Source organism: Vibrio sp. 10N.261.55.C5 (genome assembly GCF_041470505.1).
Taxonomy (GTDB): domain Bacteria; phylum Pseudomonadota; class Gammaproteobacteria; order Enterobacterales; family Vibrionaceae; genus Vibrio; species Vibrio crassostreae_C.
The window spans coordinates 110,707-136,962 of the sequence record NZ_JBFRMS010000018.1; the positions used below are offsets into that span (position 1 = coordinate 110,707).

Consider the following 26,256-nt stretch of genomic DNA (forward strand, 5'->3'; position numbering starts at 1 on the left):
AAAAAAACAAAAAAGCAAATCAGTGCCAAATAAGAAGTACAAGGAAGCAAAGATGGAGACAAACACATCCCATGAGCGAGTAATAGACGCACAAGCTTATCAGCAGCTTGAAGCGATACTGGCTCAAAAAATAGAAACAGAACGCATTGTCACGCAAGAGGCAAAGCGATTGGCTTACGGCACCGATGCGAGTTTCTATCGCTTGGTTCCGAAAATGGTTCTAAGGCTCAAGAACTTAGACGAAGTCATATTCACCATTCAAAGCTGTCGCGAACTGGGCATTCATTTTACCTTTCGCGCTGCGGGTACCAGCCTTTCAGGCCAAGCCGTTTCAGACTCGGTACTTATTACTCTGACCGACGACTGGCGTGGCCATGAAATCGTCGACAACGGCAATCAGATTATCCTTCAACCGGGTGTGATTGGTGCTGATGCCAACAAATACCTCGCCCCTTTCCAACGTAAAATCGGCCCAGACCCAGCCTCTATCAACACCTGTAAGATTGGTGGTATTGCCGCGAACAACGCCAGTGGCATGTGTTGTGGTACTGCGCAGAACTCCTATCGCACGGTCGAAAGCATGAAAGTCGTATTGAGCGATGGCACCCTGCTCGATACCGCAGACAGTGCTAGCGTTGAATTATTCAAGCAGTCACACAAAACGTTGTTTGAAGGCATTATTGATTTACACAGACAGACTAGCTCAAATCAAGAACTGGCAGACAGAATCCGCCACAAGTACCGTCTTAAAAACACCACTGGCTACGCTCTGAATGCCTTGGTCGATTACCACGATCCAATTGAGATCATCAAACACCTGATGATTGGCTCAGAAGGCACGCTAGGCTTCATCGCAGAGATCACCTACAACACCGTTATCGAACATCCAAACAAAGCCTCGACTCTGTTGGTGTTTGCTGACATAGAACAAGCCAGTAAAGCTGTGACTACGCTATCTAAAACTCCGGTTGCTGCTGTTGAGTTAATGGATGGCAGGGCGCTACGTTCTGTCGCGGATAAACCGGGTATGCCTGCGTTTATGCCAAACCTAGATTTAGAAGCGGCGGCTATTTTGGTGGAATCACACGCCAGCTCCCAGCTGGACTTAGATTTACAATGTAAATCAATTTTGGATGCATTGACTGAATACGCAATTGTTGAATCAGTCCCTTTCACGTCCGATCCGAAGACAGCCGCGACTCTGTGGGGCATCCGAAAAGGCATGTTCCCAGCAGTTGGAGCCGTTCGTGAAGTTGGCACAACCGTTATCATCGAAGACGTGGCTTTCCCTGTCGAAAACCTCGCTAACGGTATTCGAGAGCTACAAGAGCTGTTCGACAAATACGACTACAGCGAAGCGATCATTTTTGGTCACGCCCTCGAAGGCAACCTGCACTTTGTATTTACTCAAGGCTTCGACAGTCAAACAGAAATCGATCGCTACGGCGGTTTCATGGACGATGTTGCCGAGCTGGTTGCGGTGAAATACCAAGGTTCTCTAAAAGCGGAACACGGCACGGGCCGAAACATGGCGCCTTATGTGGAATTGGAATGGGGCAAAGACGGCTATGCCTTGATGCAACAGATCAAAGCGCTGTTTGATCCAGAAAGACTGCTCAACCCCGGCGTTATCATCAACGACAACCCGAATTCACACATCACCAATTTGAAGCCAATGCCTGCTGCCGATGACCTTGTCGACCGCTGTATCGAGTGTGGCTTCTGTGAGCCTGTTTGTCCGTCTCGTACCTTAACTCTATCGCCACGCCAACGTATCGTGCTGTACCGCGAGTTACAACGCCGCCGAGCTGCGGGTGAAGAGATAGAAGCAAGCGAACTAGAGAAAACCTTTGAATACCAAGGCATTGATACCTGCGCCGCAACCGGCCTGTGTGCCGAACGTTGTCCAGTGGGAATCAACACCGGTGATTTGATTAAAAAGCTTCGTATTGCCAAGTACGAGAAATTTACGCCAATCGCTAAGTGGACAGCGGATCATTTCTCGACCACTACAAAACTCACCAAGGCTGGCCTCAAAACCAACCAAGTAGCGAGCAAAGTATTAGGCGCAAATACTGTCGGCAAGCTAACTAACGGCTTGCGCTCTATCACCAAAGGCGCGACGCCGGTTTGGATGCCTGAGATGCCGCAATCCAATAGTCACACGCTAGTCTCATCACCAGTGACGGCAGAAAACTCAAGCAATCATAAGAAGGTGGTTTACCTCCCTTCCTGTGCAAGTCGAACCATGGGGCAACAAAGCGATGCGGGCGACCAACGTCCTCTAACTGAAGTGACCATGTCTTTGCTCAACAAAGCGGGATTTGAGGTGATTCTTCCGAAGAAGCTAGATGACCAATGCTGTGGTATGCCTTACGACAGCAAAGGAATGACCGACTTAGCACAGTCGAAGGCTCAGCAGTTGGAAGAAGTGCTATGGCAAGCCAGTCGTCAGGGTGAATACCCAATATTGATGGATACCAGCCCATGTGCTAAACGCAGTATTGAACAGTTCACCAAGCCATTAGAGGTGTTAGAGCCAACAGGGTTTGTGAATCAATATTTGCTTGAACATCTGACGCTTGAGCCGCTACAAGAAACCGTGATGCTGCATGTCACGTGTAGCTCTCGTCGAATGGGCTTAGAAGGCGCGATGTTAAACCTTGCTAAAGCGTGTACCGAAGAGGTGATTGTTCCAGAGCATATTCAATGTTGTGGTTGGGCAGGTGACAAAGGCTTCACTACACCAGAGCTGAATGAGGCGGCGGTACACCCACTCAAGGAACAAGTGCCGAGCAACTGCACTCGTGGCTTTAGTAACAGCCGAACCTGTGAGATCGGTTTATCACACCACAGTGGCATTCCGTATCAATCAATCTTGTACTTGGTGGACGAAGTGGCGCAGTAGATCCACTCATACTGCGAGCAACGTGCTCTAGCTTAAAACGAAAAATGGCAGCCCAATCAGGCTGCCATTTGTTTATTCGATTTAAAACGTATTACCGAGCTAGATATTGCTGAGCTAGCGGCTACTGAGCTAAGCGCACCAACTCTTCTGGCGAGTAGTGTTCTGCTTCTGCGCCTTTGGCGATTAAGTCGATCACTTGGAACTCATTCATGTCACCAAACTCTTTAGTTAAATAATCACGAAACGCTTTCTCATTCGGCCATTTACCTCGCACGATATAGCCCTCTTCTTTGTCAAAGTCTTCCGTTTCAAAAAAGGAAAAGTCGGTCATACCAATATTGTGGCAATACAAAACGAGATACATGTTGAATCCTTAACGCTGAACACTTAACTAAGCTAAAAACCGATCGACAACCGATCCGAAAGCCAATTCAAAAAAACAGGCTCAAGGTTACAACATAAATGCCAAATCGAACACTCAATCGAATAGCACGTCGAAAACTTAAGCAGCCTGTTCTTTTTCGCTAATCATCAAACATCATGTTAATTGCAGCACCTAACAGGATCAGACCAACAATTGGGCCCATGACTGCTAATGGCGCGCGTTCAATGTAGGGCAAGTTTTCTGCAATCATCAAACCCCATTCAGGTGCAGGAGGCTTAGCTCCCAAGCCGATGAAGCTCAGCGAGGTCAGGCTCAATGTGATTACTGGCAGCCTCAACATCGCGTGCCTTAGCAAAGGTGGCAATACATAAGGAAGCAAGTAGAAACGGAAGATTCGAAGCTTGCTAGTTCCCCACAATGGCGCGAGGTGCGTATATGGTTGAGCCTTGGCTTCTACGATCAAGCTTGAGCAGTGGGCGGCTAACGGCGCCCACGACACCAATACAATCGCGATTAATGCGCTGTTCGGATTCATCCCCGTTAAACCTGCAACAAGCAAGCCTGCGATAATATATGGGATCCCCTTGGTGATCTCGATAAGGCCTTGGCTAAAGCGGGTGTTGAAACCCATGATGATGCCCGTCACCAAGCTCAAGAACGTTGCCAAAATACCGGCCTGGAAGGTCGAGACCATGCCCGAGCCGATTCTCGCCAGTAGGTCTCGACCAATGCCATCTGCGCCCAAAGGTGCTTGCCAACTCGGTGATGCCAAGCGTGCGAATTGGCTAGTGTATGGGTCTCGGAATGCAGCCCATACAACGATAGCAATTAGGAAAGAGAAGATCGCAAAAGCAGTGACACGCTTTGCGCGGTTCTGGGTAAAACGAAACGAAGAGTGGCTACTGATGAGCTTGCCGCTTTTCAGGCTGTGGCCAAGAATCAATTGCTGAACAAACAAGCTCATGCTGCTCACGGCAATTGAAAATAGCAGCAACACCAATAAGCCGCCTTGCAGCGTTGGTAAGTCTTGCGCCTTGGCTGCACCAAGAATCATGCGCCCGATACCAGGGATCGAGAAGATAAGCTCAACCGCGACTGCGCCACCAGTTAAGCCAATCACGATCATCGCGATTTGCGGGATCAGACTGCTCAGCGCTCTTTTCAGCGCAAAGCGAATAATTTGATTGGAATGAACGTTGGCACTGAGCCAAGTGATCACCCAAGGTTCATTGAGAACGCGTTGTAAACTGTCTCTGAGTAGACGACTAAACAAGCCACTTGCAGGCAGTGCGAGCGCTAAACTCGGTAGCCAGATATCTTGCCAACCTTGCCAACCATACGGTGGTAGCCAACCTAACCAGATAGAGAACACCAATATTAATACCGAGGCCACCACATACTCTGGTAACGATATTAATACGGTGCTTAAACTGCTGTAACTCTGCCCTAGTTTGCCCTTCTTCCAACTGCGTATGGTAGCAAGTAAGCCTGCACCACACAGTACGAAAGTCATCACAAGTGCGCTAGACATCAAGAACAGAGACGTAGATGCTGTTTTTTGAATGCTTAATGCAACCGAGGAACCATCAATCCATGATTCACCTAGATCACCTGAAAAAGCACTTCCTACCCAGTCGAGCAGGCGCTCAATGGCTGAACGGTCAAGCTGAAGATCAGCGCGTACCGCCGCTAAAGCTTCAGGCGTAAGCAGGTGTTGTTGCCCCGCCCTAGCCCGCAGAATAGATTGGCTTGGATCGATGCCTGCAATGTCAGGCATCAAACCAACAAGAATCACCACCACAATCAGTGAGGCGATTCTTGATAGCCAAGGCGTCAAGATAAATAGAGTTCGACGCAGAGTCTCAGCAGATAACATTTATTTAGTTAGCCTGTGTTGCCGGGTTAACTTGTGTCGCTTTTTTGACCTGTGTAGTTTGGTCAACCAAGCGACGTTCACTTGGGTCACGAACGACATTGCTTACACGCTCACTTTCACCTTGAATCACACGTTCGTGAAGCAGTGGAATCGCAGCAAAATCGTTAAGGATTTTTTGTTCAGCTTCGATGATCGCTTGGTGACGCAGCGCACCTAGCGGTTGTAGGTCAGCGTGATTCAGTGCTTTATCTACTTCTTGAGAACAGAACTGGCCAAGGTTGAATGAACCCTTACAACCAAAGTCGCTCATCATGTAAGCCACTGGGTCACCCGAATCTAGAACCGTTGCACGAGAAAGGATAAACGCGTCGAACTTACCAGATAGCGCATCGTTCTCGATCTGAGCATATTCACGAATATCCAGCTCAACCTTGAAACCAGCCGCTTCAAGTTGTTGCTTCAGTAGCGCTGCCACTTCTGGAAGCTCTGCACGGTCGGTAAAGGTACCAATAACAATGCTTTCGCCGTTCGCTTTTAGCGTTTTGTCAACTGCCTGACCTTCAGGTCGAATTGGTTCAGCCCAAGCAAGTGCAGGACCTAATAGGCCTTGCGCGATATCCGCGTGGTTTTCATAAACAGTATTCACGATCTGCTCACGGTCTACTGCAGCTGCCGCTACCTTACGCAGTTCAATATCGCTAAATACGCCTGACTTGTTGTTCAGGTAAAGCGTATTAGTACGAGGCATTGCCACTTCGTAAAGTAGGTTCGGATCAATGGTCGCGATTTGTGAAACGGGTACCGCTTCAACGACGTCAGCCGTGCCGGTTCTCAGTGCTGCAGCACGAGCAAAACCATTAGGAACGTATTCTGCAATTACAGATTCTACTTGCGCTTTTTCGCCCCAGTAGCTGTCAAAACGTTTCAGTTTCGCGCTGGTTGTGCCGTTGATTTCAGTCAGCTCAAACGGGCCAGTACCTGCGCCAATTGGACTAACACGACCATCTTCTTGATAAGCACTTGCTGCTAGGATCGCTAATTGAGGGCTTGATAAACGGCTTGGTAGAAGAGGGTCATCAAAGCTGGTTTTGATCTCTACGCGGTTGTTGTCCATTGCTTTCACTTCTAGCTCTACGCCATCTAGGATGCGCGGCTTAGGTGCTGCTTCAAGCGCTTTTTGTAGAGAGTTCACAACTGACTCTGCCGTTAATGTAGAGCCATCGTGGAATTTAACGCCTTGGCGAATCGTGAACTGCCAAGTCAGAGGATCAAGATGTTTCCAATCCGTTGCTAGCATAGGTTCTGCTTCTGAGGTTGGGCTCAGGTTAACCAGAGTTTCTGCTGTGCTCCAACGAGATAACTTAAAAGCGTCATCAGAAAGTGGCGATAAACCCGTTCTTGGTGGTTGCATCATCGCAACTCGAATTTCAGATTTTACTGCGGCATCGCTAGACCCTGGTTGAGAGTCAAAACAGCCCGTCAAAGGCAGAGCCAACGCAAGCGTGCAAGCCAGTTTGATTGAATTAAAACGCATAATTATTTTTTCTCTGTAGCTGTATTTTTTTAATAAATAAGGTTGTGTTTAACAAGTAGATTTCGAAAGAGGCTGAGACTCGATCAGCATCTGAGTCGCAGGATGAGCAGGTTTACTCATCACTTGATCGGTCGGTCCGTGCTCCACCATTTCACCATGGTCGAGTACCAGTATTTCTTCACAAAGGGCTTTTGCGGCACCTAAATCGTGAGTAACCAAAATAAGGCGCATATCGCGCTTCTTTTTTAATGAATTAACCAAGTCCAACAACCTTTGGCGATTCACTGGGTCAAGGCTGGCAGTAGGTTCATCGGCCACCAGCACTGCGGGTCTAACGACAAGAGCCCGAGCAATAGCCACACGTTGAGCTTGACCTGTAGAAAGCTGATTGGGTTTCAGTAAGAGCAAACTGGCAGGCAATCCAACGTCTGAAAGCGCCTCTTCAATGATGGCTTCATGATTACCCGAAACATCTAAGTTACTTAGAGGTTCGGCTAAGATCTGTCGAACGGTATAGTAAGGGTTGAGGCTAGTGTGGGGCTCTTGAGGCACCAATTGAATCAAGCGACACACCGTTGCTTGCGCTTTGCTATCGCGAATTGGGAGCGAATAACCGAACAAGTTTATTTGACCAACGGTTGGCGCTTTAAGGCCAAATAGCAGTTCAATTAACGTTGATTTACCGGCACCAGAACGCCCAACAATTGCTAGGCTTTTGTCTTCAACATTAAGGTCTATGTTCTGTAGCGCTTTGAACGCTTTACCACCCAACCAACTTGGTACGGAGTAGTAGTGAACACTCACATTGTCGAACTTAATCTCTATCGGTGTTTGTGTTTCTGAATCAGTCACTGGCATTAATGGCGAGGCTTCTGAGTTTAGTGATAAGGTCGAGCTCATTCGATTAAGTCTCTCAATGAACAGCAGAAAGCGTGAGAGCTCGACTCAAGTGCATGTTTCGGTGCACCGTAAGCCACCACACCACCATCATCGATGACTAACAGCTTGTCACACGCCAACGCGCTATGCAGGTCATGGGTGATGAGTAAACCACCAATTTGACGCTGTTTAACATTGTGTCGAATCAGCTTAAGTATCTCTTGCTCTGTCACCGGATCTAACGCACTGGTTGGTTCATCGGCGATGATAATATCGGCGTTACTCAGCAAGCCAATCGCAATACACACACGTTGGCGTTGCCCACCCGAAATTTGGCTCGGGTACAACGGCAAGATAGTTTCTGGATTAGGAAAACCAAGTTGATTCAGCAACTCGGTAATTTGAATTTTTTCTTTTGATTTAAGCTTAGTGCGAGTCCCCGTCAATGCCAAACTAAGTTGACCTTCGATTGAAACCAGAGGATTTAATGCTTGAAGGGCATCTTGGAAGATAACTGCGGGGCGCTGTGTGGCAGTTCTTTGCAACATAGGCAAACCACACACAGCTTCACCAGATAGAGAAATATGACCTTCAACTTCAATCGTCTCTGGCAGAAACCCGGCAATAGCGCGAGAAAGCATCGACTTACCAATGCCTGACGGTCCCATGATCGCCAACAGCTCACCTCGATAAACATCGAAGTGGATATCTTGGAAAAGGGTTCTCGAAGAGGTTTTGATCGTTAGGTGGTCAACAGACAAAAGTGGGGCGTTCACGCAGATACTCACAGATAGATGTTATAACATAACAACATTATCATTTAGCTGAGGCGATGAAAAGCGGACATTGAACTGTATCGCGTTTTACTTACAATTTTATTGACCATTTATAGTGAGTCATTACATACAAAAAAGCGCTCACCAAATTTATCGTATAAAAATAGTAAAGCGCTTTCATAAAATATTAATAATGTATTAAAGATGGCAATTAGACAGCTTAGTTAATGGCACCCTGCACTGCATCTTTGACTGGGTAACACTTCTGCTTAACTTGTGCGATGAACGGATACAGGAACGCAATACGCCCAAGATAGAACAGAGTAAACGCAAGCCACAAACCATGATTGCCCCAAATATCGATGGTGAATGCCTGTACCGCTAAGAATACCAACAAAGTCACGATGCTTGAGTCTCTAACTGGACGCGTGGTTCCCGTTCCGGTAAAGATGCCGTAAACCGTTAAGCCAAAGCCAGCCACTAGCGGGAACACAATTAACCACGGAGCCATCTCTTGGTACAGCGTGACCAGCGCTGGAATATCGGTAAACAAGAAAACAATCATATCTTTAAAAATCAAAGTTAAAAGCGTCAGCGCGGCAATGAAACCTGCCGTCCATTGGAAGTTAAGCCTTAAAACACGATCAAGCATTGAAGGGTTCTTCTGTCCTACCGCCTTACCTGCAAACACACTCGATGCGTTGGCAATACCATCAAACATATAGCTGACAATGAAGGTCACCTGCATCAAGATCGCGTTAGCCGCTAGAACATCGGTACCCAGTTTAGAGCCAGTACGCGCCATCATGTTGAAGAACACCAAGATACAAATGGTGCGAAGCAATAGATCGGTATTCGAAGAGATGATTGTCGATAGGTCTTTCTTGGTCATCTTCGAGCCTTGCAAGAACTCAGAGATCGAAATATTGCTGGTCTTCATCACCAAGGTCACACCAATCGCAAAGGTGGTAACTTGTGCAATCAAACTTGCGTAAGCCACACCTGCGACACCCAAATCGAAATAAAGTACAAACACCGCATCCAAGACAATGTTCAACACATTACCAAACACTTGTGTATAAAGAACGTCTTTGGCTTTCGCCTGTCCCATTAACCAACCAATAATGGTGTAGTTAAGCAACACGAAAGGCGCGCCATAAATCAAAATACTGAAGTAGATATGCGCGTGCTCGGCTACATTGGCTTCAGGCTCTATCACCCACATTGCGCCTTGCCAGATGAGTGGTTGTATCAAGATAAAGATCAAACCCACTAAACCAGACAGCACAAACGGACGCATCAAGCTACCCGCCAAATCAGTGCGGTTTCCCTTACCCAGTGCCATCGCACTTTGGCCCGTGGTACTGACACGGAAAAAACCAAACAACCAATACATGGTGTTCATAATGATGGTGCCGATCGCTACGCCACCAATCAATTCAGCAATACCAAGTTGGCCAATAACAGCGGTATCCACAGCACCTAACAGAGGTTGTGTCACCGTTGAGATGATGAAAGGGAAAGCGATTTTCAGATAATCTTTGTGGGTAATGGTCATATATTCTAGCGGGTGATATTAAGAACTATTTGCAATTAGAACGAAATGCTATCGTTTAATCCGTACGTTGTCATCATTTACTTAGAGTAGATTATCAACAAAGCATCTTTATCTTAGGCCAACTGCATAAAATCGTTAGCTGCTATTGGTTGTGCTAATTTGTCTCAACAAAAGATCAAAGTCTGGGTCAACAAAACAGCACAACCATCGATTAGTAAAAGCTCACGGGAAGGTAGAAATCGAGTTCGAACACTTCATCGGTGTTGAGAAAATGATTCTGATGATAATGCACATACGCGGGAGTCGAGCGCTGTTTGAAACCAGATGTGGGTAGCCACTTTTCTAACACCATACTGATCTGTGGTAGCAGTTCTCCATAGCGGCCATTTAGTCGAAACACAGCGTGTAAGCCGCCCGGAATCACCATCTGATTAACTACGCTACGATACTTAATCGGCTCATCAATCGCGATACACGCCACATAGCGGCACTGATCCATCTCAACCCAAGCAGGGTTTGAGTGATGCAAACCAAATTGGCTCGAAAAATCACGCTGTTCGGAATTCGCCCACGCTTTCAATATCAACCACGCATTGCGAATAGAGCGGTTATAACCCGTATGTCGAACATAGGCCGCCATGTGTTCAGGCACTTCAACGATCTTGGGTTCGGGCAATACTCGCTGCGCCACATTCAAATAGCCCGCCGCCACTTCGGGATCTTTCAAATAGGGTTTTTCTGCTACTTGTAAATCGTGTTTACGCCACTCGCCCGGAGACATATTAAAGGTCGCTTTAAATGCTCGACTAAACGAAGACACCGAGCTAAAGCCACATTTATGGGCGATCTCGACCACTGACGAGCTGGTATCAAACATCAATTGGTTGGCTGCATACTCCATTCGAGTGCGTCGGATATATTGATGCAACGACTCCCCGACCACGCTTTTAAAGGTGCGATGAAAGTGCTGTTCTGAATAGGCCGCTATCTCAGATAACTCTTTGGCAGACAAAGGCTGACTGATGTCTTGGTGAATATGGAACAGGACATCATTGATTCGCGATATGTGTTGACGTGACATCGTTTAAATAGCATAAATGGACATGTTTAAGAGCATAAACGGACACGCTAGTTTTTACAATTGCCGTGTAATATCAAGCGATAGAATAAAAACGATAAACGACGAGACACAACACATGGAAATCGCACAGTCATTACAACAGATTCAATCTTCATACATTCGAGAGATCCTCGCAGCCGCAAGTGATCCAAATGTCATCTCATTGGCCGGTGGTTTACCGGACGAGAAAACATTCCCTATCGATTTAATGAAGCCAACGCTAGAAAACCTAGCGAACATGCCTGAAGTTTTCCAATACGGTTCTACTTCCGGTTACGGCCCGTTGCTTGACCACCTAACACAAAGCTACCAATTGCCAGAATCACACACGGCAATGATTTGTACTGGCTCTCAGCAAGGTTTGGATTTGATTGCGCGTGCGTATGTCGACCCAGGTGATGTGGTTGTGATGGAAGCGCCAAGCTACTTAGGTGCGATGCAGGTGTTTGGCCTAGTTCAAGCAAACATTGCGACCGTGTCTCAAACCGAATTTGGGCCGAATCTAGATGAATTGGAAACATGCTTTGCACAGCAAGCGCCAAAAATGTTCTACGCGGTGCCTGATTTTCACAACCCAACCGGTGTGTGCTGGGCAACAGAAACTCGTCAAAAAGTGGCTGAGCTGTGTATCAAATACAACGTGGCATTCATTGAAGATGCGCCATACCGTGAGCTACGTTTCACAGGCACAGAGCTGCCATTGGTTTCTTCGTTCTGCCCTGACAACTCTATCGTTCTTCGTTCATTCTCTAAGATTGCATCGCCAGGCTTACGCATTGGCGCGGTAACAGGTAAACGCAGCTACCTTGAGCCACTGATCAAAGTCAAACAAGGCGCGGATTTACACTCAAGTGTACCTATGCAAGCACTGCTTGTTGGTCTTCTAAAACATGAAGACTTCAACGTACACATGGAAAACATTCGCACACTGTACAAGTCTCGTTATGAAGTGTTGTTCTCAGAGCTAAAAAAACAACTGCCTGCAGATTGCGTGTTAAAAGCCGTAGATGGCGGGATGTTCATTTGGGTAGAAATCCCAGAGTGCGATACCTTCGAATTAGCTAAGACTTTGCTATCGAATGGTGTGGCGGTTGTACCAAGCCCAGTATTTTATCCAAAGGCTGATGAAGCAAAAGCTGCACTGCGCTTAAACTTCACTAACGCTAAACCAGAAGAGCTGACTGAAGCGGTGAAACGCTTAGCGGAAGTACTTAACCAAGCGTAATCGCTGATTAAGTAAGACAGATTCAACACCAAGCCCTGCTGTATTTGTACAGCAGGGCTTTTTCGTTCCTCAAACCATAAATCCACAATAAAAAAGGCGTTAAATAGCCCTACTTTTGGTTGGTTTTTGTCCTTCCTTGGCTTGGTTATACTGCGGCGGATTTTAATAAGCCAATATGGGCAAACCTGAGTAAATCAAATTCAGTATGTATCATAAAAGGCAACCGCTCTGGATTTACGTTCCAGCTCGCAGAAAGGAAAAACCATGTCTCAATATGTTGTATGTGCTCTGTATAAATTCGTAGCACTTGATGATTACCAAGAAATTCGCCAGCCACTCACTGACGTGTTAGAAGCCAACCAAATCCGCGGTACTTTGCTACTTGCGAGTGAAGGTATCAACGGCACCGTTGCAGGTAAGCGCGAATCTATCGACGCTCTTCTTAAATGGTTCAAACAAGATTCTCGTTTGGCTGATGTTGTTTACAAAGAGTCATTCAACGAAGAACAACCATTCAACCGCACCAAAGTTAAGCTTAAGAAAGAGATCGTAACCATGGGCGTTGAGGGTATCGACCCACGCCACGTTGTCGGCACTTACGTGAAACCAAACGAATGGAACGCTCTGATTTCTGACCCTGATGTAATTCTGGTTGATACTCGCAACGACTACGAAGTCGATATCGGTACATTCAAAAATGCTGTAAACCCAAACACAGAAACCTTCCGTGAATTCCCTCAATACGTTGAAGAAAATCTCGATCCTAAGAAACACAAAAAAGTCGCGATGTTCTGTACTGGCGGTATTCGTTGCGAAAAATCAACGGCCTACATGAAAGAGCAAGGCTTTGATGAGGTTTACCACCTTGAAGGCGGCATTCTTAAGTACCTAGAAGAAGTACCAGAAGAAGAGAGCATGTGGGAAGGCGACTGCTACGTATTTGATGGTCGTGTTGCAGTAAACCACCAGCTAGAAAAGAGCGGTTACGATGTGTGTAACGCGTGTCGTCTGCCAATCACTGACGAAGACAAAGCCTCTGAGCACTTCGAGAAAGGCGTAAGCTGCCCTAAGTGTATTAATAAGCACAGCGACGAGCAGAAAGCCCGTTTCCGTGAACGTGAAAAGCAAGTTCAACTGTCGAATGCTCGTGGCGAAACCCACGTAGGCGGCGAAGCTGCTCACCTTATCGAGCAACGCAAAAAAGAGAAACTTGCACACAAAGAGCAGCAACGCTCTGGTAAGAAAGCAAAGTAAACTTTCTGCTTTAAACTCTTATAGTTCTAAACATATAACTATAAATAGTTAGCTATATACATACAAAAGGGCGCAATTTCGAGGATAATCCCACGAGTTTGCGCCCTTTTTTGATCGCTTTACGGCTTTGTGTTTTGAACCACATTTCTTTCGAAAAATTACTTCTATACTGTTAAAAATCCGACTAGAGAGGAAGTGCCAATGCTCAATGAAAACCATGCCTTTATCTTAGATTTCCCAGATCTTAAATTAGACATTGTTCAGCTCAACCACGACGACGAAAAATTCAAAGCAGACATGCAGAAATACCACCAACTCGACTACGACATCCGTCAGCTAGAAATCTCTGGCAGCCCTATCGATGACGACAGCATGCACAACCTCAAAGTAGAACGCATGGAGCTCAAAGACTCGCTACACAAACAGCTCACGCGCCATCACGCGCTTAAGATCGTATAGAAAAATCAATCCAAGACTTTATTCTTAGCCATGCATCACGCATGGCTTTTTGGTTTCATCACTTCGCAAATCTAAGCTAATTCGGCTTCTTCAATTATGTTACTGTTTGCTTATTCAAAGGCGTTTGATAAGGAAGCGGTAAAAGTGGCAATGAAAGAAGAGAACATACAACTCCAACTCGCTTCAAATTCTGAATTCGATGAACTGTTTGCGTGTGTTAAACAAGGTATCTTCATACACGTAGATAGCGTTTTCGGCTGGGATGACGACTTTCAACGTCAACGACTTTTAAACGAATACCATCCATCTTGGTTTCATTGGGTATATCGCGAAAATAAAAGAGTGGGGCTCGCCTGCTTTAAACCTTATGACAACGCATACCATATTCATTTGCTGATCATTTCCCCCCAGTACCAAGGTCGTTCGCTTGGCAAGCAAGTCATGACTCTCATACATAAAAAAGCTATGGCAGAGCAACTTAGTCAAGTCACTCTATCGAGTTTTAAAAGTAATGCTCGTGCTATTAACTTTTATCAATCGCTTGGCTATCACGTTGTTGATGAAGGAGATGATGATTTTGTGGGGATGGAGCTCAATCTATACCACAAACACCATCTCTAATTAAACGCCCTAGCCACTCGCCCATTACTGCTCAGTACATAATGACCAATATAAGCTGGGATAAATACCGATTGCCCTTTGGTGAGTGTTAGGTGTTCACCTTTCTGACTCATTAACGTTAAATCATCATCTATCGCCATTAAAATTTCAGCACCGCTTGTGATCACTTCTTCTTGCTGAGGGCGATGAAAGATATTCAAATCAAAATCACTGACAGGAATATCATAACTATCACATTGACCCAGTTTTGAGGGCGCTAACAACAAGCGTTCAAACGGGATCGGTTTGAACTCTGTACAGGCAACCAACTCGGCGACATCAATGTGCTTTGGCGTTAAACCTGCTCGCAAAACGTTGTCTGAATTTGCCATGATCTCGAGCCCAGTTCCCTTAATGTAAGCATGCGGAGTATTCGCATTCAAATACATCGCTTCACCCGGGTTCAATGTGATCAAGTTAAGAAGCAGAACACAAAATAGACCAATATCGTTTGGATACTGATGACTAAGCTCAATAACCAAAGCAAACTCCGCTTGGTCTTGATGAGCAGCCGCGTAAGTCAGAAGTTGCTCTAATGCACGGTGTTTACGTTGGTCATCTAGAGTTAACAGATCACGGAAAAATACTTCTAAGCCTAGAGAATCAAGATTGTTACCAAACTCTTCAACCAAACCAGCCAGTTCGCTCGAATCCAACTTTTTGAACAGACCTAATATTTCATCGAATTCTCGAAAGCCATTCATTGCTTGATATTCAGTGATCGCGTAAACCAATTCAGGTTTGTGGTTAGAGTCTTTGTAATTACGATGTCCTGCAGTCAGAGGGATTCCTGCTTGCTCCTCTCTTGCAAAGCCAACCTCTGCTTGGCGCTTGTTTGGATGAACCTGAACAGATAGCGCTTTTTCTGCTGCCAAGATCTTAAATAAGAACGGCAGTTCACCAAACTCCTGCGCAATATCAGTAGATAAATAAGCCGGTTTGTTCTTGTTAATCAGATCAGATAGAGTCACCAAATGTTGGTCAAGCTTAACCATTGAGCAGCCCTTCGGATGCGCTCCCATCCAAACTTCCGCTTGCGGTTCTTGTGACTCATTTTTGAAGCCAAACAGCTCTCGTATCGAAGAAATGCTTCCCCATGCATAATTTTGGATGGTGTTTTCCATTGGGAAAAATGAGTGTTCTGAGAAATGGCTGAGTGACATGGCGCTTTCCGTAATGAGCCCTTTGAACACAATTCAGAGAGCTGATTTCTAATAACGTAAATAATTAGAAAGACTACAGAGCTCGGCTAGAACCCACATGAGATGAGGTCTTAGACGCAATAGGAAAAATTCTTAGAAACAGGTGAGACCGATGAAAAGCGTGAAAATAGTCACATTTGAATATCACGAGTAGAAAGCGCTGAGAATAAGATAGCGGCTTGTATCGCACTGATTACAGAAGCGATACAAGCATCTGAATACAAACACTAGTGACTATCTTGTTATCGTTCCTTAAAAACCAGAGCGAGCTTCTGCACTTTTCTGAGGTGATTGAGCTTGTAGGAAAGGCAGTAACAGCAAGCCAATAACGGCCGCACAAGTAGAGATGGTAATGAAGAACCCACTCCAGCCGTAAGCTTCTAGAACGAGCGCTAATGGGTAACCAGAAAGTGCTGCTCCCATATAAGCAAACAAGCCAACAAAACCTGTCGCCGCCCCGGCAGAGTCTTTATGTGAACATTCCGCCGCCGCCATGCCAATAAGCATTTGAGGGCCAAAAACAAAAAAGCCAACGCAGAATAGCCCAGCCGCTTGAAACACAAAGTTGGTTAAAGGCATAAGCCATAAAGCCGAAACCGAAAGGAAGATGCCAATCGCAAACAAGATGTTCATTGGACCGCGGTTGCCACCAAACAACCTATCCGATCCCCACCCAGCAACAAGTGAACCAACAAAACCTCCTATCTCGAACAGAGACAAGGCAGCGTTGGCGTTGATCAAACTGTAATCGTGTTCTTCGGTGAGGTATAAATTGCCCCAGTCGTTAACTGCCGTTCTTACGATGTAAACCAACACATAACTAAAGGCGAGCAACCAAATGTACTTATTGCTGAACACATAGGTTTTCAGGATCTCTCGATAGCTTAACCCTTGCCCATGGCTCTCTTGCGCTAATTCCAGGTGATCACTGCGCCACTTCCCTACCGTCGGAAGTCCCATGGTGGTGGGCTTGTCACGTAAGCGCCAGCAGATAATAAGACCGATAAAAACACCAATCACACCCGGCCAGATAAACCCAGCTCGCCAACTGAACTGCAGCGTTAGATAACCCACAAGAATAGGGATAAGCGCTCCACCAACGTTGTGCGCTGTATTCCAGATTGCCCAGCGAAAGCCTCTTTCGGAGCGAGAATACCAAGTCGTCAATAACTTGGAACACGATGGCCAGCCCCAACCTTGGAACCATGCATTCAATACCCATAGCGAGATAAAAGCCGCTAACGAACTCGAAAAGCCAAACGCGATGTTTATCAGACCAGTCGCGATTAGGCCAAGCCCCATGAAGTAACGAGGGTTCGACCGATCCGATATCGTGCCTGAGATAAATTTCGATAAGCCATAAGAAAGATAAAAGAGCGTGCCAATTAAGCCGATATCGCCTTTGTCCAAACCTAGATCGGTGATCATTGCAGGCGCGGCGTAATTAAAGGTTTTACGAGTGAAGTAAAAACCCGCATAGCCGACATACATTCCTATCATGATGTGAAGGCGCCAATAGCGATAACTCTGGTTGACTTCATCATCTGTTAGAGCATGAGTATTTGACGTAGCTGAGCGCAGAAATCCAAACATATTCGTTCTCACACTTTAGGTAATGTAACGCTGATATTGGTACCCGAAGATGAGCCATTAGCGTTAATGGTCATCTTGCCGCCGAGCGCCTGAACACGCTCTTGCATACCGCGAACCCCCATTCCTTTGAGAAGGTCTTGCGCTGTAAAACCAACGCCATTGTCTGAGATCCGAAGATAAGCCTGATCATCTAGAATCAGTTCAATTCTGATTTCGCTCGCGTTGGCGTATTTAGAGGCATTGTTTAGAGATTCTTGGCACAGCCTGAAGATAGTGACCTTGAGCGTGTCACTCAAACACGAGTAATCACCTTGCCAATTTAACTGGATATCAACGCCATGATCCGAAAACTCCATCTCTCGAATAAGCTGTTCCACGGAATCTTTTAGGTCAAGATCGTCCAACATCTTAGGTCTTAGTTTTGTAAGTAGACGTTTGGTGGTGTCATAAACATTCAAAGATAATGATTCAATGGTACCCGCACAGCGAACGCTCATCTCAGCCGCGTCGACACGTTTAATAATGCTTGCCTGAGTACGAATTGCCGTGATGTTTTGGCCGATTTCATCATGCAGTTCACGCGCAATATCACGACGAACCGACTCTTCAGCGGTAACTAACTGACGTGAAAGGTTTTGATTTCTGGAGAGTTCACTTCGCAATTTGGAGTTGAGATCTTTCTGCTTTTGAACCGCTAAACCAAGCAGTATACCTGTGATGGTTTGAGCAGATAGAGACAAGAGTAAGTCGGTAATTTCGAGTTTGGATGTTCCGCTGTGGGCTGCAATCAACGCGACACTATTTAACATTGTTGCAAGCAGAGCACCTTGCCATCCATAACGAACGGCGAGCAAGATAATAGGGATCGCCATACAGAACGGGGCAAAGCGCCTTAGCTCATCAGGCAAACTGGTTTGTATCAAAATACTGGCGACCAACAACACGCTATATAAAGCAATATGACGGATTTTGAACTCAACAACATTGTTGATTAAACAAGAGCTCAGTGGCGCCCACTTATTTTGGAATAGATAGTTCCAGACCAGATAACACATCGGCACCAGCATCAGTCCGCCAGTAATACTCACCAACCACACCATGTAAACAGCCGGAACATGAGAACCCACAACGGCAACATTAATGAATGCTGTGACCATGATTAAGCTCGCCATCACTAACAAGTGACGATTTTGATCACCATAGTAATAACGCTTGGCAATTAGCGTGACAGGAATACTCAATCCACTGGCGATGAGTATCGTCAGCCATTGAGGTTCATCAAGTAGCAGAGCTAAAGCGATCGCAAGCCCCCACTCGGCAATATAGATAGCAGGCCAATAGTGAGTGCGAGTGTGCAGCGTCATTCCCAATCGAAGTGAAAACGGGAAAAGCAGAATGGCTAACTCAGGGTCATTAATAAAATAGAAGGCAATAACCCACAAACAGAACCATGCACAACCAGCCATAAAAACCCCACACAGGGAGGTGGCTAGGTAAGAACGCATTAATACTGGTCTTGTGTAAACAATTTAGCTAACTCGACGTTGTTCTTAACATTGAGTTTGTCCATCGCATTGGCTCGATGTACATGCACCGTTTTATGGCTAACCCCTAGCTCTACGGCGATAGATTTTACATCGAGCCCTGTTGCCAATAACTGGCACACTTCGCTTTCTCTGCGGGTGAGCTGATTTAAAGTGGCTTTGTTCTTCATGGGTGTCGCAAGCTTTATGGCGATATCGGGCGTGAGATAACAGCCACCATTTGCGCTCGTGTGTACGGCTTGAATTAACTCATCAGGGCTACAGCGCTTGCTGAGATAACCTTTGGCTCCTAACTCTAAGACTTCTCAACCATCGCCGGAGAGTCATGAACGCTCAACATGATGCTGGCAATGCCAGATGGAATCTCTTCCAATAAGCTCAGGCCACTTTCATCTTGCATTGAGATATCCAAGATCACGACATCAGGGTGACAGCTTGGCAATCCTAGGCGCGCTTCTGCCGCAGAGTTAAATTCACCCACGACCGTAATATCAGTTTCAAGACTGAGTAATTGAGCAAAGCCCGAACGAACAATGACGTGGTCATCAACAAGCGCAACATTAATCATGATATTAACCAGAATTAAGAGTAAGAAAGAAAAATAGCCCCGACAGGAGCTATTTAATATTAAGTTTATTGATAGAGATGATACTGAATCGAACTAGCGATTGGTATGATCTCACGTGCTTTAATCAAATAAAGCACGTGATAATAATTACGCGTTTTGAGCCGCTAGGTGCATCTTCTTCGCGTGACGAATTTTCTTCTCTTCCGCAACCGCAACGAATAGCAGTAACACGATACAAATGGCAGCTGACGTATCAAGCGCTGCGAACGTGCCTTTCCAACCCGTTAAGCCAAAAATAGGTGTGCCGTCTGCAATCATACCTAGGCCAAGTTTGGCAAAGCTGTCACCAATTAGGTAAGCAAATGTACCTTTCACGCCATCCGCAACACTGATTGCTTTCTTAGGCACGAAACCTACTGCAGCAACACCAATCAGCAACTGAGGACCAAATACTAGGAAACCAAGCACAAACAGTGATGCTAGGTACATGAACTCACTGGTTGCATGCTGGTAGAACTCTAGCGAAACGATAATCAGGCCAAGCGATACACAAGCAACCAAAGCACGGCGTCCGTTCGCAAGGTCTGACAGATAACCCCACATTAACGTACCGACCAGTGCACCAACCTCAAACAGAGTGAAGCCTGAAATCGCGGTTTCTTTTGATAGACCTAGCTCTTGATACGCATAAACGGTAGACCATTGATCGATACCGATACGAACAATGTATAAGAAGATATTCGCGAAGCAGAGCAACCAGATCACTTTGTTTTTCAGGATGTATTCAACAAAGATCTCTTTCTTAGTCATTTGATTTTCTTCAGCAGCCGTATCTTCTTCGCTGACTTCTTCATCAAACAACTCTTCAACCGTACCTAGACCATAGGCTTCTGGAGAGTCATTACCAAAGCGCATACCAATAAAGCCAACCACAATCGCAATGATTGATGGGAACACGAACATACCGATCACGTTGCCATCAAATAGGTAGTTAGCTCCAAACAGAGCAACACCAGCGGCACCTGCGCCACCCACGTTGTGCGACATATTCCAAAGGCCTAAATAAGAACCACGCTTGTTACGAGGCGTCCATTTAGTGATGGTCGAGTAGCTTGAAGGACCGCCGGTACTTTGGAAGAAACCACTCAACGCATAGAAGGCAACCATCAAGAATAAGCTAGCACTGCCACCGCCCATACTGAAGCTGAAGCCCAACATAGCGATACCAGAAAGGACAAGCATGAATGGCAGGAACTGCTTGGTGTTTTTACCATCGGCATAATAGGAAACGACGGTTTTACCGATACCGTAAGTGATAGAGAAACCCAGACCGATAAGACCTAGATCCGTCATCGATAATCCATAAGTAGAAATCATGTCGTTTTGCGCGACATTGAAGTTCTTACGGATCAAATACATGGTTAGATAACCAATGAACACGACGAGGTAAGATTGTAGGAATGGTTTAAACCACATTTTTCTTCTAGTTTCGACCGGAAGATCCAGCGTCGGTTTTCGAACCTGATCTAGGAACTTTAACATTGTGAACTCTCTTATTTTTTGTGAGGTCTGCACGGCATAATTGCGGCCATACATTGTTTGTTAGTTGACCGTGAAATAATAAGGAGTCTAAAAATCGACCGCATGAGAGAGGGTCTTAGAATAACTAGGAAAAATTCTTAGTTCAGAATTGGGAGTCAAGAAAGCGTGAACAGCATCACTTTGTTTACGGTCTGTTATGGATTGATATTACGATAACAAAAGTCACTCATTTCAGGGCTGACGAACCTTGTAAATAAACAGAAACGAGTGGATTACTTCACTAAAAAAACACCAGTATCGGTTCATCACCATAAAACTCCATGGTCATGGTGTGTCCGATACTGGTTCAGCATTCATTCTGATTAAAATAGATTCAATAGGCTTGTTACGTTTCGCGTGAATCGTACTACAGTCGCTTGCCGCTACCGTCTTCCCACATTACTTCACATTCATCTTTGATGGCAGCTTTTAATAATTCAACCAGTGGGAACGCTCGACTACCGATATTAACAGGCGCTTCAACCACCTCTTCTTCATTGTCGTCATCAGTATTTTCATGCTCTACGGACTTGCTCTGCTCTGCTGCAATAGCTGCACGTAGATTATCCAGAGCTTGAGGAACCTCTGAAGCATCCATAGCACCTGGGATGGAGCCGCTATGCCCAAGCATCTTGATGAACTGGAGGCCGACTTCACCAAACATCGTGACACTAGCATGAGCTTTACAACTAAAGGTAATTAACATAATGAGCCTTTCTTAATTTTGGTCGTTTACAAACTATGTGGAGTAACTCTCTGGAAAGCAAGTAGATAAACATCAAACAACGGTTACAAGTTTGATGCTTAAATCTAATCTTCTAGAGATGACCAGCACCATCGGTGATATACATCACTATTTGGAATTGATTGAACAGCCTTTCATATGAAACCTTGATAGTAGTCACACTAAATAGACATCTAAGCCTCTGCATAGCTTGTTATTTAATCTACTATTAACACCATTATCAAAAACTTTGGCACAGATCACATGAAAAGGCTCGTCGGCAGGCACCTAGAAGAAATGGCGGACATACGATCCACCCGCAAGCAAAAAATTGTCCACTCCTTTTCACTGACTGCCGCTGCGTTATTCATTTTCTACACTTGGGCTTACTTCCAAGGCCAACATTACACACTGTCGGTTTTCGAATTGTGTTTTGCACTGATCGCTATCTCCAATGCATTTTACGTAAGAAAAGTCATTAACCCTGAATATTCCGAATTGATCCTGAGCGGTGTTTTACTGGTTCAAGGGGTCATCCTATTTTTGTACAGTCACGCCATTCCTGACCGAATTCTTTGGCTCTACCCTATTCTGGCGGCGGTGATTTTTATCAATGACTTCAGAATTGGAATCATCTTTAGCACCTCATTTTGTTTGTTTATCAGCACCTTAATTACGGCAATGCCCAATAACTTTTCTCTGCCATTTAACAGCACACATCGGTTTATTCTTAGCCTGTTTACTATGAGCTTGGTGTGTCACACATCCGCTTATTACTACACAAAAGCCGTCAGTTATATCCAACGCCTTTATAAAGAAGGCATTGAAGATCTCGCTTACAGAGATCAGTTAACCGGCTTGGCAAACCGTTGGAGCTTTGAACGCTGGGCGACAGAAAAACTAGCCACCGTAGATAGTGAGCGATCACTTACGGCATTGGTCTTTTTGGATATAGATGACTTTAAAGGCATTAACGACAGCTACGGGCACGATGTGGGAGACAGTGTCTTACAGCATTTTGCCAATCGCTTGAGCAACAACATTCGAACCAGAGACAGAAAAAGCCATGAATACGATTATTCCATCGCGCGCTTTGCTGGAGACGAGTTTGTTCTGATGCTCTACGATGTGCCAACTCGTAAAGATCTAGACGGCATTCTAGATAGGATCTGCGGGCTGTTCGAAAGCGGCTGCCAAACAAACGAGAGAATCAAGGAATTGACGTTAAGTGTTGGGGTTGCTTTGTATCCGCAAGATGCCCAAGAATTACATGAGCTGACGAGATGTGCTGATAAAGCGATGTATGTTGCCAAGCATTCAGGGAAAAACCGATACGCTTATTATCACGACAACCCAGTATCAACCTTGATAGAAGAACTACCGACGAATCTAACCTGCTCAGGGTCAGATTCTTCTGAACTTGAAGATTGTCTTGAAGCAAAGGTCGAAGGGAACAATGTTACGCTATTAAAAACCCGTCAACGCTAGCCAGCCCTATAACTTAGCGGCGCTGCTAACCTGCAAGGTACATAAGCCAAAGGCTCACTAACCCGATCATAATAATCCATATGACTTGCCGTGTTCGGTTTGGGTTATTACCTTTAGGTCGCCTCACCACGGTTTTAAAAGCAGCTTGCTTAGCCGACTGAATAAACGGTGCTTCAATCTCACGTTTTTTGACGCGGCGTTTAACCGCGCTGTTTGCAACTTCTGTAAAACGCTGACTTTGCTCCGTTGTAAAGTCGTTATCAAAACCCATCCGACCATGCCTTTCGCCATGTTTTTGCTGAACTGCCATAGCGGCCTCCTTGGCGGTCTACTCTCTACTCAAGTATAGACATAATTTCATCTTGTTACCTGTTCAAGATTTTCGAATAAGTCACTCAACGCTGTGCCATCTTCTTTTTAAATCAAATTACATAAACTACAGCTATTCAAGTTTATGAGGGTTTCAAAATGACGAATGTAAGAGCAGTAGATCATGTGATTACAGCACATGCCACCTCAGATGGTGATGGCGTCAAAATCCAACGACTCGCAGGTTTTAATAACGCACGTTTCTCTCCATTTTTAATGATTGATGAACTGAAGTCGGATGAAAGCAAAGACTATGTTGGCGGCTTTCCTCCACATCCTCACCGTGGGATAGAAACGCTCACTTACATGCTCCAAGGTCACTTCCAACACAAAGACCATATGGGGAATGTTGGAGAGCTACGCAGCGGTGGCGCTCAATGGATGGCCGCAGGCCGTGGTGTCATTCACAGCGAAATGCCAATGATGGAAGAAGGTGCGCTGCATGGTTTTCAGATTTGGATAAACCAACCTGCGACACACAAAATGCAGCCAGCTCAGTATCACGATTTCCAAAGTGAAAGCATCGCGGAGCATCAAAGTGAACAAAGTGGTTTGTTAAGAGTGATTGCCGGAGGGTTTGAACTGCACAACCAAACTGACAAGGATTCAGAGGCTTTACGAGCGCAGGGTCCATTACAGAAAACAGGTGTGCCATTAAGCGTTGCGGATTGGCGCTCTCATTCTGGGCAAAAAGTCACGTTAGGGACTAATGTTAATCACAATGCCATGACTTATGTGTACCGAGGCAGTATTAAGATCGGCGACAAAGTCATCAACCAAAGTCAACTTGCCCTGCTCACCAAAGCTGAATTGTTGTCTTTAGAAAGCCTAGAAGATTCAGGTGTACTGATTTTTTCTGGTCAGCCGATTAATGAACCTGTCGTGCACTATGGTCCGTTTGTCATGAACTCGATGGAAGAGATTGAACAGACAATTCAAGACTACAACAACGGCATGTTTGAGACTTACTGATGTCTTGGCTTTGAGCTTTGAGCTTTGAGCTTTGAAGGTTGAAGAGATTTTGCAACGAACAACGATTTGGTCATCCATTTGATGACTACAAAAACAAGTGACACTATCCACTGCCGGTTACTATCACTTATTTAACCACGCTCCTAGAGCGTGGTTTTTTTCTATTCAATCAGAGACAAACGATGCCCTGATTGAACAAATTTAGATCTGATTACAAATACTCACATAGGTAAGCTGTCGCTTCTTTTACCTGTAGGTCGAATGAAGAGTCACCCGCAACGTCAAAAGACTCACCAGATTGGTATGTCGTCCAATCATCATCGCCAACACGCTTTACAATCAAAGCACCTTTAACAACGGTCATCTTTTCTGGAGCCGCAGTACCAAAAGTGTACTCACCAGCCGCCATTACACCAACACTCACATCAGCACCAGACTGGTTAAACGCTAACGACTTAACGCCACCTTCAAAGTATGTGTTTTCTTTAATCATTGTACTTCCTTGTTATCTTCAAATTGCAATTATTGAGCTCACCGAGTAAGCCTATGCGTAAATTTAGGTGATAATTGTTTTAACCAATTCGAGACTTTCCTACAAGAAATAAATACGCATAGCTTAAGCATTTCTGGAGTTCGCTTTCATTGATAGCGTAAATACTGAGGAGCAAGGCTAAAAACCACTAACGCAACCACATTTATTAGAACATTCGATCCTGCTTCTAACTCTTAGAACAATTTTTGCAAACTAAGGTTTTAATTAATAGAATCTAAAACAATATCAGTCGAAAAATGAAGAGATAATGGCAAAAAAGCCGACTAAAAGCAGAGATCTATTTGCCAAATCGTTACTCTACGGCTTCCTATTAGCTGGCTTTATGGTTGCCCTCACCGCCGGCTATTTTGCTTACCAAGCCCACCAGCAATCTGTCAGCCCAAGCAACGTCTATGGCACATGGATAGAGATTGCGGCGCCACCTTACAACACCGACATCCTGACACTTTCAGAAAACGGTGTGATGATGAATCATCGTCTTATCACTACCTCATTCGATTTTGACGGGAAGATCGTCACGATCAACACTGGCTCTGGAACCACCGTTTACACCATCAGTGGTACTTACGATTCGCCTCGCTTAAAGCGATTAGAGCCAAGCGTACCATCTCAGCAATTTATTAAAGAAGGCTACGAAGATACTGCGACTGGTGATACCCATAGTGTCATGCAACAACGACGCGCTTCCTTAGCTGAGCAATTCAAAAGATAACCCTCTTATCCATACTGCCATAAGCATTCGTCTTCAAGTTTACCCGTCGATCGACCCCGCTCGCTCAACATACTTCACTTTGTGATTCAGCTTCAATCCACAGTATTTTCTTATAGTTTGTCGCACCTTTTCATAACTTCATGTCGTGAATTTTCACTTGTGAGGTTTTCCTACTGAAGGATGTTTTATTTTATAAAACATGGACTCAGCCTCTCATTCATTAAGCAACAGAATTGTAACAAGATACAATTTTTTAGTTGTCCATCGAAAACGGATTTATTTTCAGTTATGAAATTAAAACTCCCTCGAATACTGA

At 45.2% G+C, this 26,256-nt stretch carries 22 protein-coding genes and 1 pseudogene; 8 read left to right on the plus strand and 15 right to left on the minus strand.

Translation table 11 applies throughout. From position 1 onward, the window contains the following. The first annotated feature begins 52 nt into the window (after positions 1–52). Entirely contained in the window at positions 53–2,908 is a 2,856-nt protein-coding gene (locus tag AB4263_RS09285; protein ID WP_372098108.1) for an FAD-binding and (Fe-S)-binding domain-containing protein, read from the plus strand. 121 nt (positions 2,909–3,029) lie between these two features. Here the strand turns inward: AB4263_RS09285 and AB4263_RS09290 are convergent, their stop codons facing one another. The 7 genes from AB4263_RS09290 to AB4263_RS09320 all read right to left on the minus strand — a co-directional run bounded on the left by AB4263_RS09290 (position 3,030) and on the right by AB4263_RS09320 (position 10,997). Then, complete coding sequence (locus tag AB4263_RS09290; RefSeq protein ID WP_372098109.1) at positions 3,030–3,272, minus strand: hypothetical protein; 243 nt, start codon at positions 3,270–3,272, stop codon at positions 3,030–3,032. Between the two features lie 160 nt (positions 3,273–3,432). Next, positions 3,433–5,169 (minus strand): ABC transporter permease subunit, encoded by a 1,737-nt coding sequence (locus AB4263_RS09295; protein ID WP_372098110.1) that lies wholly within the window; start codon positions 5,167–5,169, stop codon positions 3,433–3,435. A gap of 4 nt (positions 5,170–5,173) precedes the next feature. Continuing rightward, positions 5,174–6,703, minus strand: a complete 1,530-nt coding sequence (locus AB4263_RS09300; RefSeq protein WP_372098111.1) for an ABC transporter substrate-binding protein — start codon at positions 6,701–6,703, stop codon at positions 5,174–5,176. Between the two features lie 48 nt (positions 6,704–6,751). Then, on the minus strand, positions 6,752–7,603 hold the full coding sequence (locus AB4263_RS09305) for an ABC transporter ATP-binding protein (protein WP_017065049.1): 852 nt from the start codon (positions 7,601–7,603) through the stop codon (positions 6,752–6,754). Beyond that, positions 7,600–8,358 carry an ATP-binding cassette domain-containing protein gene (locus tag AB4263_RS09310; protein WP_372098112.1) on the minus strand — a complete coding sequence of 253 codons (759 nt, stop codon included), beginning with the start codon at positions 8,356–8,358 and terminating at the stop codon, positions 7,600–7,602. The genes AB4263_RS09305 and AB4263_RS09310 overlap by 4 nt, the downstream gene beginning before the upstream one ends. A 220-nt stretch (positions 8,359–8,578) precedes the next feature. Further along, positions 8,579–9,916: an MATE family efflux transporter gene (locus tag AB4263_RS09315; protein WP_102393066.1), complete on the minus strand. Its 1,338-nt coding sequence runs from the start codon at positions 9,914–9,916 to the stop codon at positions 8,579–8,581. 211 nt (positions 9,917–10,127) lie between these two features. Further along, on the minus strand, positions 10,128–10,997 hold the full coding sequence (locus tag AB4263_RS09320; protein ID WP_372098113.1) for a GyrI-like domain-containing protein: 870 nt from the start codon (positions 10,995–10,997) through the stop codon (positions 10,128–10,130). Between the two features lie 115 nt (positions 10,998–11,112). On the opposite strand from AB4263_RS09320, the gene AB4263_RS09325 reads away from it, so the two are divergent. From AB4263_RS09325 to AB4263_RS09340, 4 genes are all read left to right on the plus strand, one after another. Beyond that, on the plus strand, positions 11,113–12,261 hold the full coding sequence (locus AB4263_RS09325; protein WP_372098114.1) for a PLP-dependent aminotransferase family protein: 1,149 nt from the start codon (positions 11,113–11,115) through the stop codon (positions 12,259–12,261). Positions 12,262–12,525: 264 nt separating this feature from the next. After that, complete coding sequence (locus tag AB4263_RS09330) at positions 12,526–13,515, plus strand: rhodanese-related sulfurtransferase (RefSeq protein ID WP_372098115.1); 990 nt, start codon at positions 12,526–12,528, stop codon at positions 13,513–13,515. A 201-nt stretch (positions 13,516–13,716) separates the two neighbouring features. Continuing rightward, positions 13,717–13,974 carry a YdcH family protein gene (locus tag AB4263_RS09335; protein WP_009846137.1) on the plus strand — a complete coding sequence of 86 codons (258 nt, stop codon included), beginning with the start codon at positions 13,717–13,719 and terminating at the stop codon, positions 13,972–13,974. A 96-nt stretch (positions 13,975–14,070) separates the two neighbouring features. Continuing rightward, the gene (locus AB4263_RS09340) at positions 14,071–14,595 is read left to right on the plus strand and encodes an N-acetyltransferase (RefSeq protein ID WP_102321382.1); all 525 of its coding nucleotides are present in this window, start codon (positions 14,071–14,073) and stop codon (positions 14,593–14,595) included. On the opposite strand, the gene manA is transcribed toward AB4263_RS09340, so the two are convergent. The 6 genes and pseudogenes from manA to AB4263_RS09370 form a co-directional block, all read right to left on the minus strand. Further along, complete coding sequence (manA, locus tag AB4263_RS09345) at positions 14,592–15,797, minus strand: mannose-6-phosphate isomerase, class I (protein ID WP_372098116.1); 1,206 nt, start codon at positions 15,795–15,797, stop codon at positions 14,592–14,594. The genes AB4263_RS09340 and manA overlap by 4 nt on opposite strands. A 291-nt stretch (positions 15,798–16,088) precedes the next feature. Beyond that, on the minus strand, positions 16,089–17,429 hold the full coding sequence (locus AB4263_RS09350; protein WP_372098117.1) for an MFS transporter: 1,341 nt from the start codon (positions 17,427–17,429) through the stop codon (positions 16,089–16,091). Between the two features lie 8 nt (positions 17,430–17,437). Then, a complete protein-coding gene (gene uhpB, locus AB4263_RS09355; protein WP_372098118.1) occupies positions 17,438–18,934 on the minus strand; it encodes a signal transduction histidine-protein kinase/phosphatase UhpB in 1,497 nt (498 codons plus the stop codon). Then, a pseudogene (gene uhpA, locus AB4263_RS09360) lies at positions 18,934–19,541 on the minus strand (transcriptional regulator UhpA). Before uhpA ends, uhpB begins: the two are co-directional and overlap by 1 nt. A 147-nt stretch (positions 19,542–19,688) precedes the next feature. Next, the gene (gene uhpT, locus AB4263_RS09365; RefSeq protein ID WP_102398465.1) at positions 19,689–21,083 is read right to left on the minus strand and encodes a hexose-6-phosphate:phosphate antiporter; all 1,395 of its coding nucleotides are present in this window, start codon (positions 21,081–21,083) and stop codon (positions 19,689–19,691) included. Between the two features lie 406 nt (positions 21,084–21,489). After that, positions 21,490–21,828: a DUF1840 domain-containing protein gene (locus AB4263_RS09370; RefSeq protein ID WP_017061543.1), complete on the minus strand. Its 339-nt coding sequence runs from the start codon at positions 21,826–21,828 to the stop codon at positions 21,490–21,492. Between the two features lie 315 nt (positions 21,829–22,143). Between AB4263_RS09370 and AB4263_RS09375 the strand changes: the two genes are divergently transcribed. Further along, complete coding sequence (locus AB4263_RS09375) at positions 22,144–23,334, plus strand: GGDEF domain-containing protein (protein ID WP_372098154.1); 1,191 nt, start codon at positions 22,144–22,146, stop codon at positions 23,332–23,334. Positions 23,335–23,359: 25 nt separating this feature from the next. On the opposite strand, the gene AB4263_RS09380 is transcribed toward AB4263_RS09375, so the two are convergent. Then, positions 23,360–23,644, minus strand: coding sequence for a hypothetical protein (locus tag AB4263_RS09380; protein WP_048614058.1), 285 nt, complete (start codon positions 23,642–23,644; stop codon positions 23,360–23,362). Between the two features lie 158 nt (positions 23,645–23,802). Between AB4263_RS09380 and AB4263_RS09385 the strand changes: the two genes are divergently transcribed. Continuing rightward, positions 23,803–24,675, plus strand: a complete 873-nt coding sequence (locus AB4263_RS09385) for a pirin family protein (RefSeq protein WP_372098119.1) — start codon at positions 23,803–23,805, stop codon at positions 24,673–24,675. 211 nt (positions 24,676–24,886) lie between these two features. Here the strand turns inward: AB4263_RS09385 and AB4263_RS09390 are convergent, their stop codons facing one another. Further along, positions 24,887–25,168, minus strand: coding sequence for a pyrimidine/purine nucleoside phosphorylase (locus AB4263_RS09390; RefSeq protein WP_017057600.1), 282 nt, complete (start codon positions 25,166–25,168; stop codon positions 24,887–24,889). 307 nt (positions 25,169–25,475) lie between these two features. On the opposite strand from AB4263_RS09390, the gene AB4263_RS09395 reads away from it, so the two are divergent. Further along, on the plus strand, positions 25,476–25,940 hold the full coding sequence (locus tag AB4263_RS09395; protein WP_019820176.1) for a DUF2850 domain-containing protein: 465 nt from the start codon (positions 25,476–25,478) through the stop codon (positions 25,938–25,940). Positions 25,941–26,256: the final 316 nt, after the last annotated feature.

Coding starts and splice junctions, on each gene's coding strand:
- AB4263_RS09285 (WP_372098108.1), top strand. CDS start 53: ATGGAGACAAACACATCCCATGAGCGAGTAATAGACGCACAAGCTTAT.
- AB4263_RS09290 (WP_372098109.1), bottom strand. CDS start 3,272: ATGTATCTCGTTTTGTATTGCCACAATATTGGTATGACCGACTTTTCC.
- AB4263_RS09295 (WP_372098110.1), bottom strand. CDS start 5,169: ATGTTATCTGCTGAGACTCTGCGTCGAACTCTATTTATCTTGACGCCT.
- AB4263_RS09300 (WP_372098111.1), bottom strand. CDS start 6,703: ATGCGTTTTAATTCAATCAAACTGGCTTGCACGCTTGCGTTGGCTCTG.
- AB4263_RS09305 (WP_017065049.1), bottom strand. CDS start 7,603: ATGAGCTCGACCTTATCACTAAACTCAGAAGCCTCGCCATTAATGCCA.
- AB4263_RS09315 (WP_102393066.1), bottom strand. CDS start 9,916: ATGACCATTACCCACAAAGATTATCTGAAAATCGCTTTCCCTTTCATC.
- AB4263_RS09320 (WP_372098113.1), bottom strand. CDS start 10,997: ATGTCACGTCAACACATATCGCGAATCAATGATGTCCTGTTCCATATT.
- AB4263_RS09325 (WP_372098114.1), top strand. CDS start 11,113: ATGGAAATCGCACAGTCATTACAACAGATTCAATCTTCATACATTCGA.
- AB4263_RS09330 (WP_372098115.1), top strand. CDS start 12,526: ATGTCTCAATATGTTGTATGTGCTCTGTATAAATTCGTAGCACTTGAT.
- AB4263_RS09335 (WP_009846137.1), top strand. CDS start 13,717: ATGCTCAATGAAAACCATGCCTTTATCTTAGATTTCCCAGATCTTAAA.
- AB4263_RS09340 (WP_102321382.1), top strand. CDS start 14,071: ATGTTACTGTTTGCTTATTCAAAGGCGTTTGATAAGGAAGCGGTAAAA.
- manA (WP_372098116.1), bottom strand. CDS start 15,797: ATGTCACTCAGCCATTTCTCAGAACACTCATTTTTCCCAATGGAAAAC.
- AB4263_RS09350 (WP_372098117.1), bottom strand. CDS start 17,429: ATGTTTGGATTTCTGCGCTCAGCTACGTCAAATACTCATGCTCTAACA.
- uhpB (WP_372098118.1), bottom strand. CDS start 18,934: ATGCGTTCTTACCTAGCCACCTCCCTGTGTGGGGTTTTTATGGCTGGT.
- uhpT (WP_102398465.1), bottom strand. CDS start 21,083: ATGTTAAAGTTCCTAGATCAGGTTCGAAAACCGACGCTGGATCTTCCG.
- AB4263_RS09370 (WP_017061543.1), bottom strand. CDS start 21,828: ATGTTAATTACCTTTAGTTGTAAAGCTCATGCTAGTGTCACGATGTTT.
- AB4263_RS09375 (WP_372098154.1), top strand. CDS start 22,144: ATGGCGGACATACGATCCACCCGCAAGCAAAAAATTGTCCACTCCTTT.
- AB4263_RS09380 (WP_048614058.1), bottom strand. CDS start 23,644: ATGGCAGTTCAGCAAAAACATGGCGAAAGGCATGGTCGGATGGGTTTT.
- AB4263_RS09385 (WP_372098119.1), top strand. CDS start 23,803: ATGACGAATGTAAGAGCAGTAGATCATGTGATTACAGCACATGCCACC.
- AB4263_RS09390 (WP_017057600.1), bottom strand. CDS start 25,168: ATGATTAAAGAAAACACATACTTTGAAGGTGGCGTTAAGTCGTTAGCG.
- AB4263_RS09395 (WP_019820176.1), top strand. CDS start 25,476: ATGGCAAAAAAGCCGACTAAAAGCAGAGATCTATTTGCCAAATCGTTA.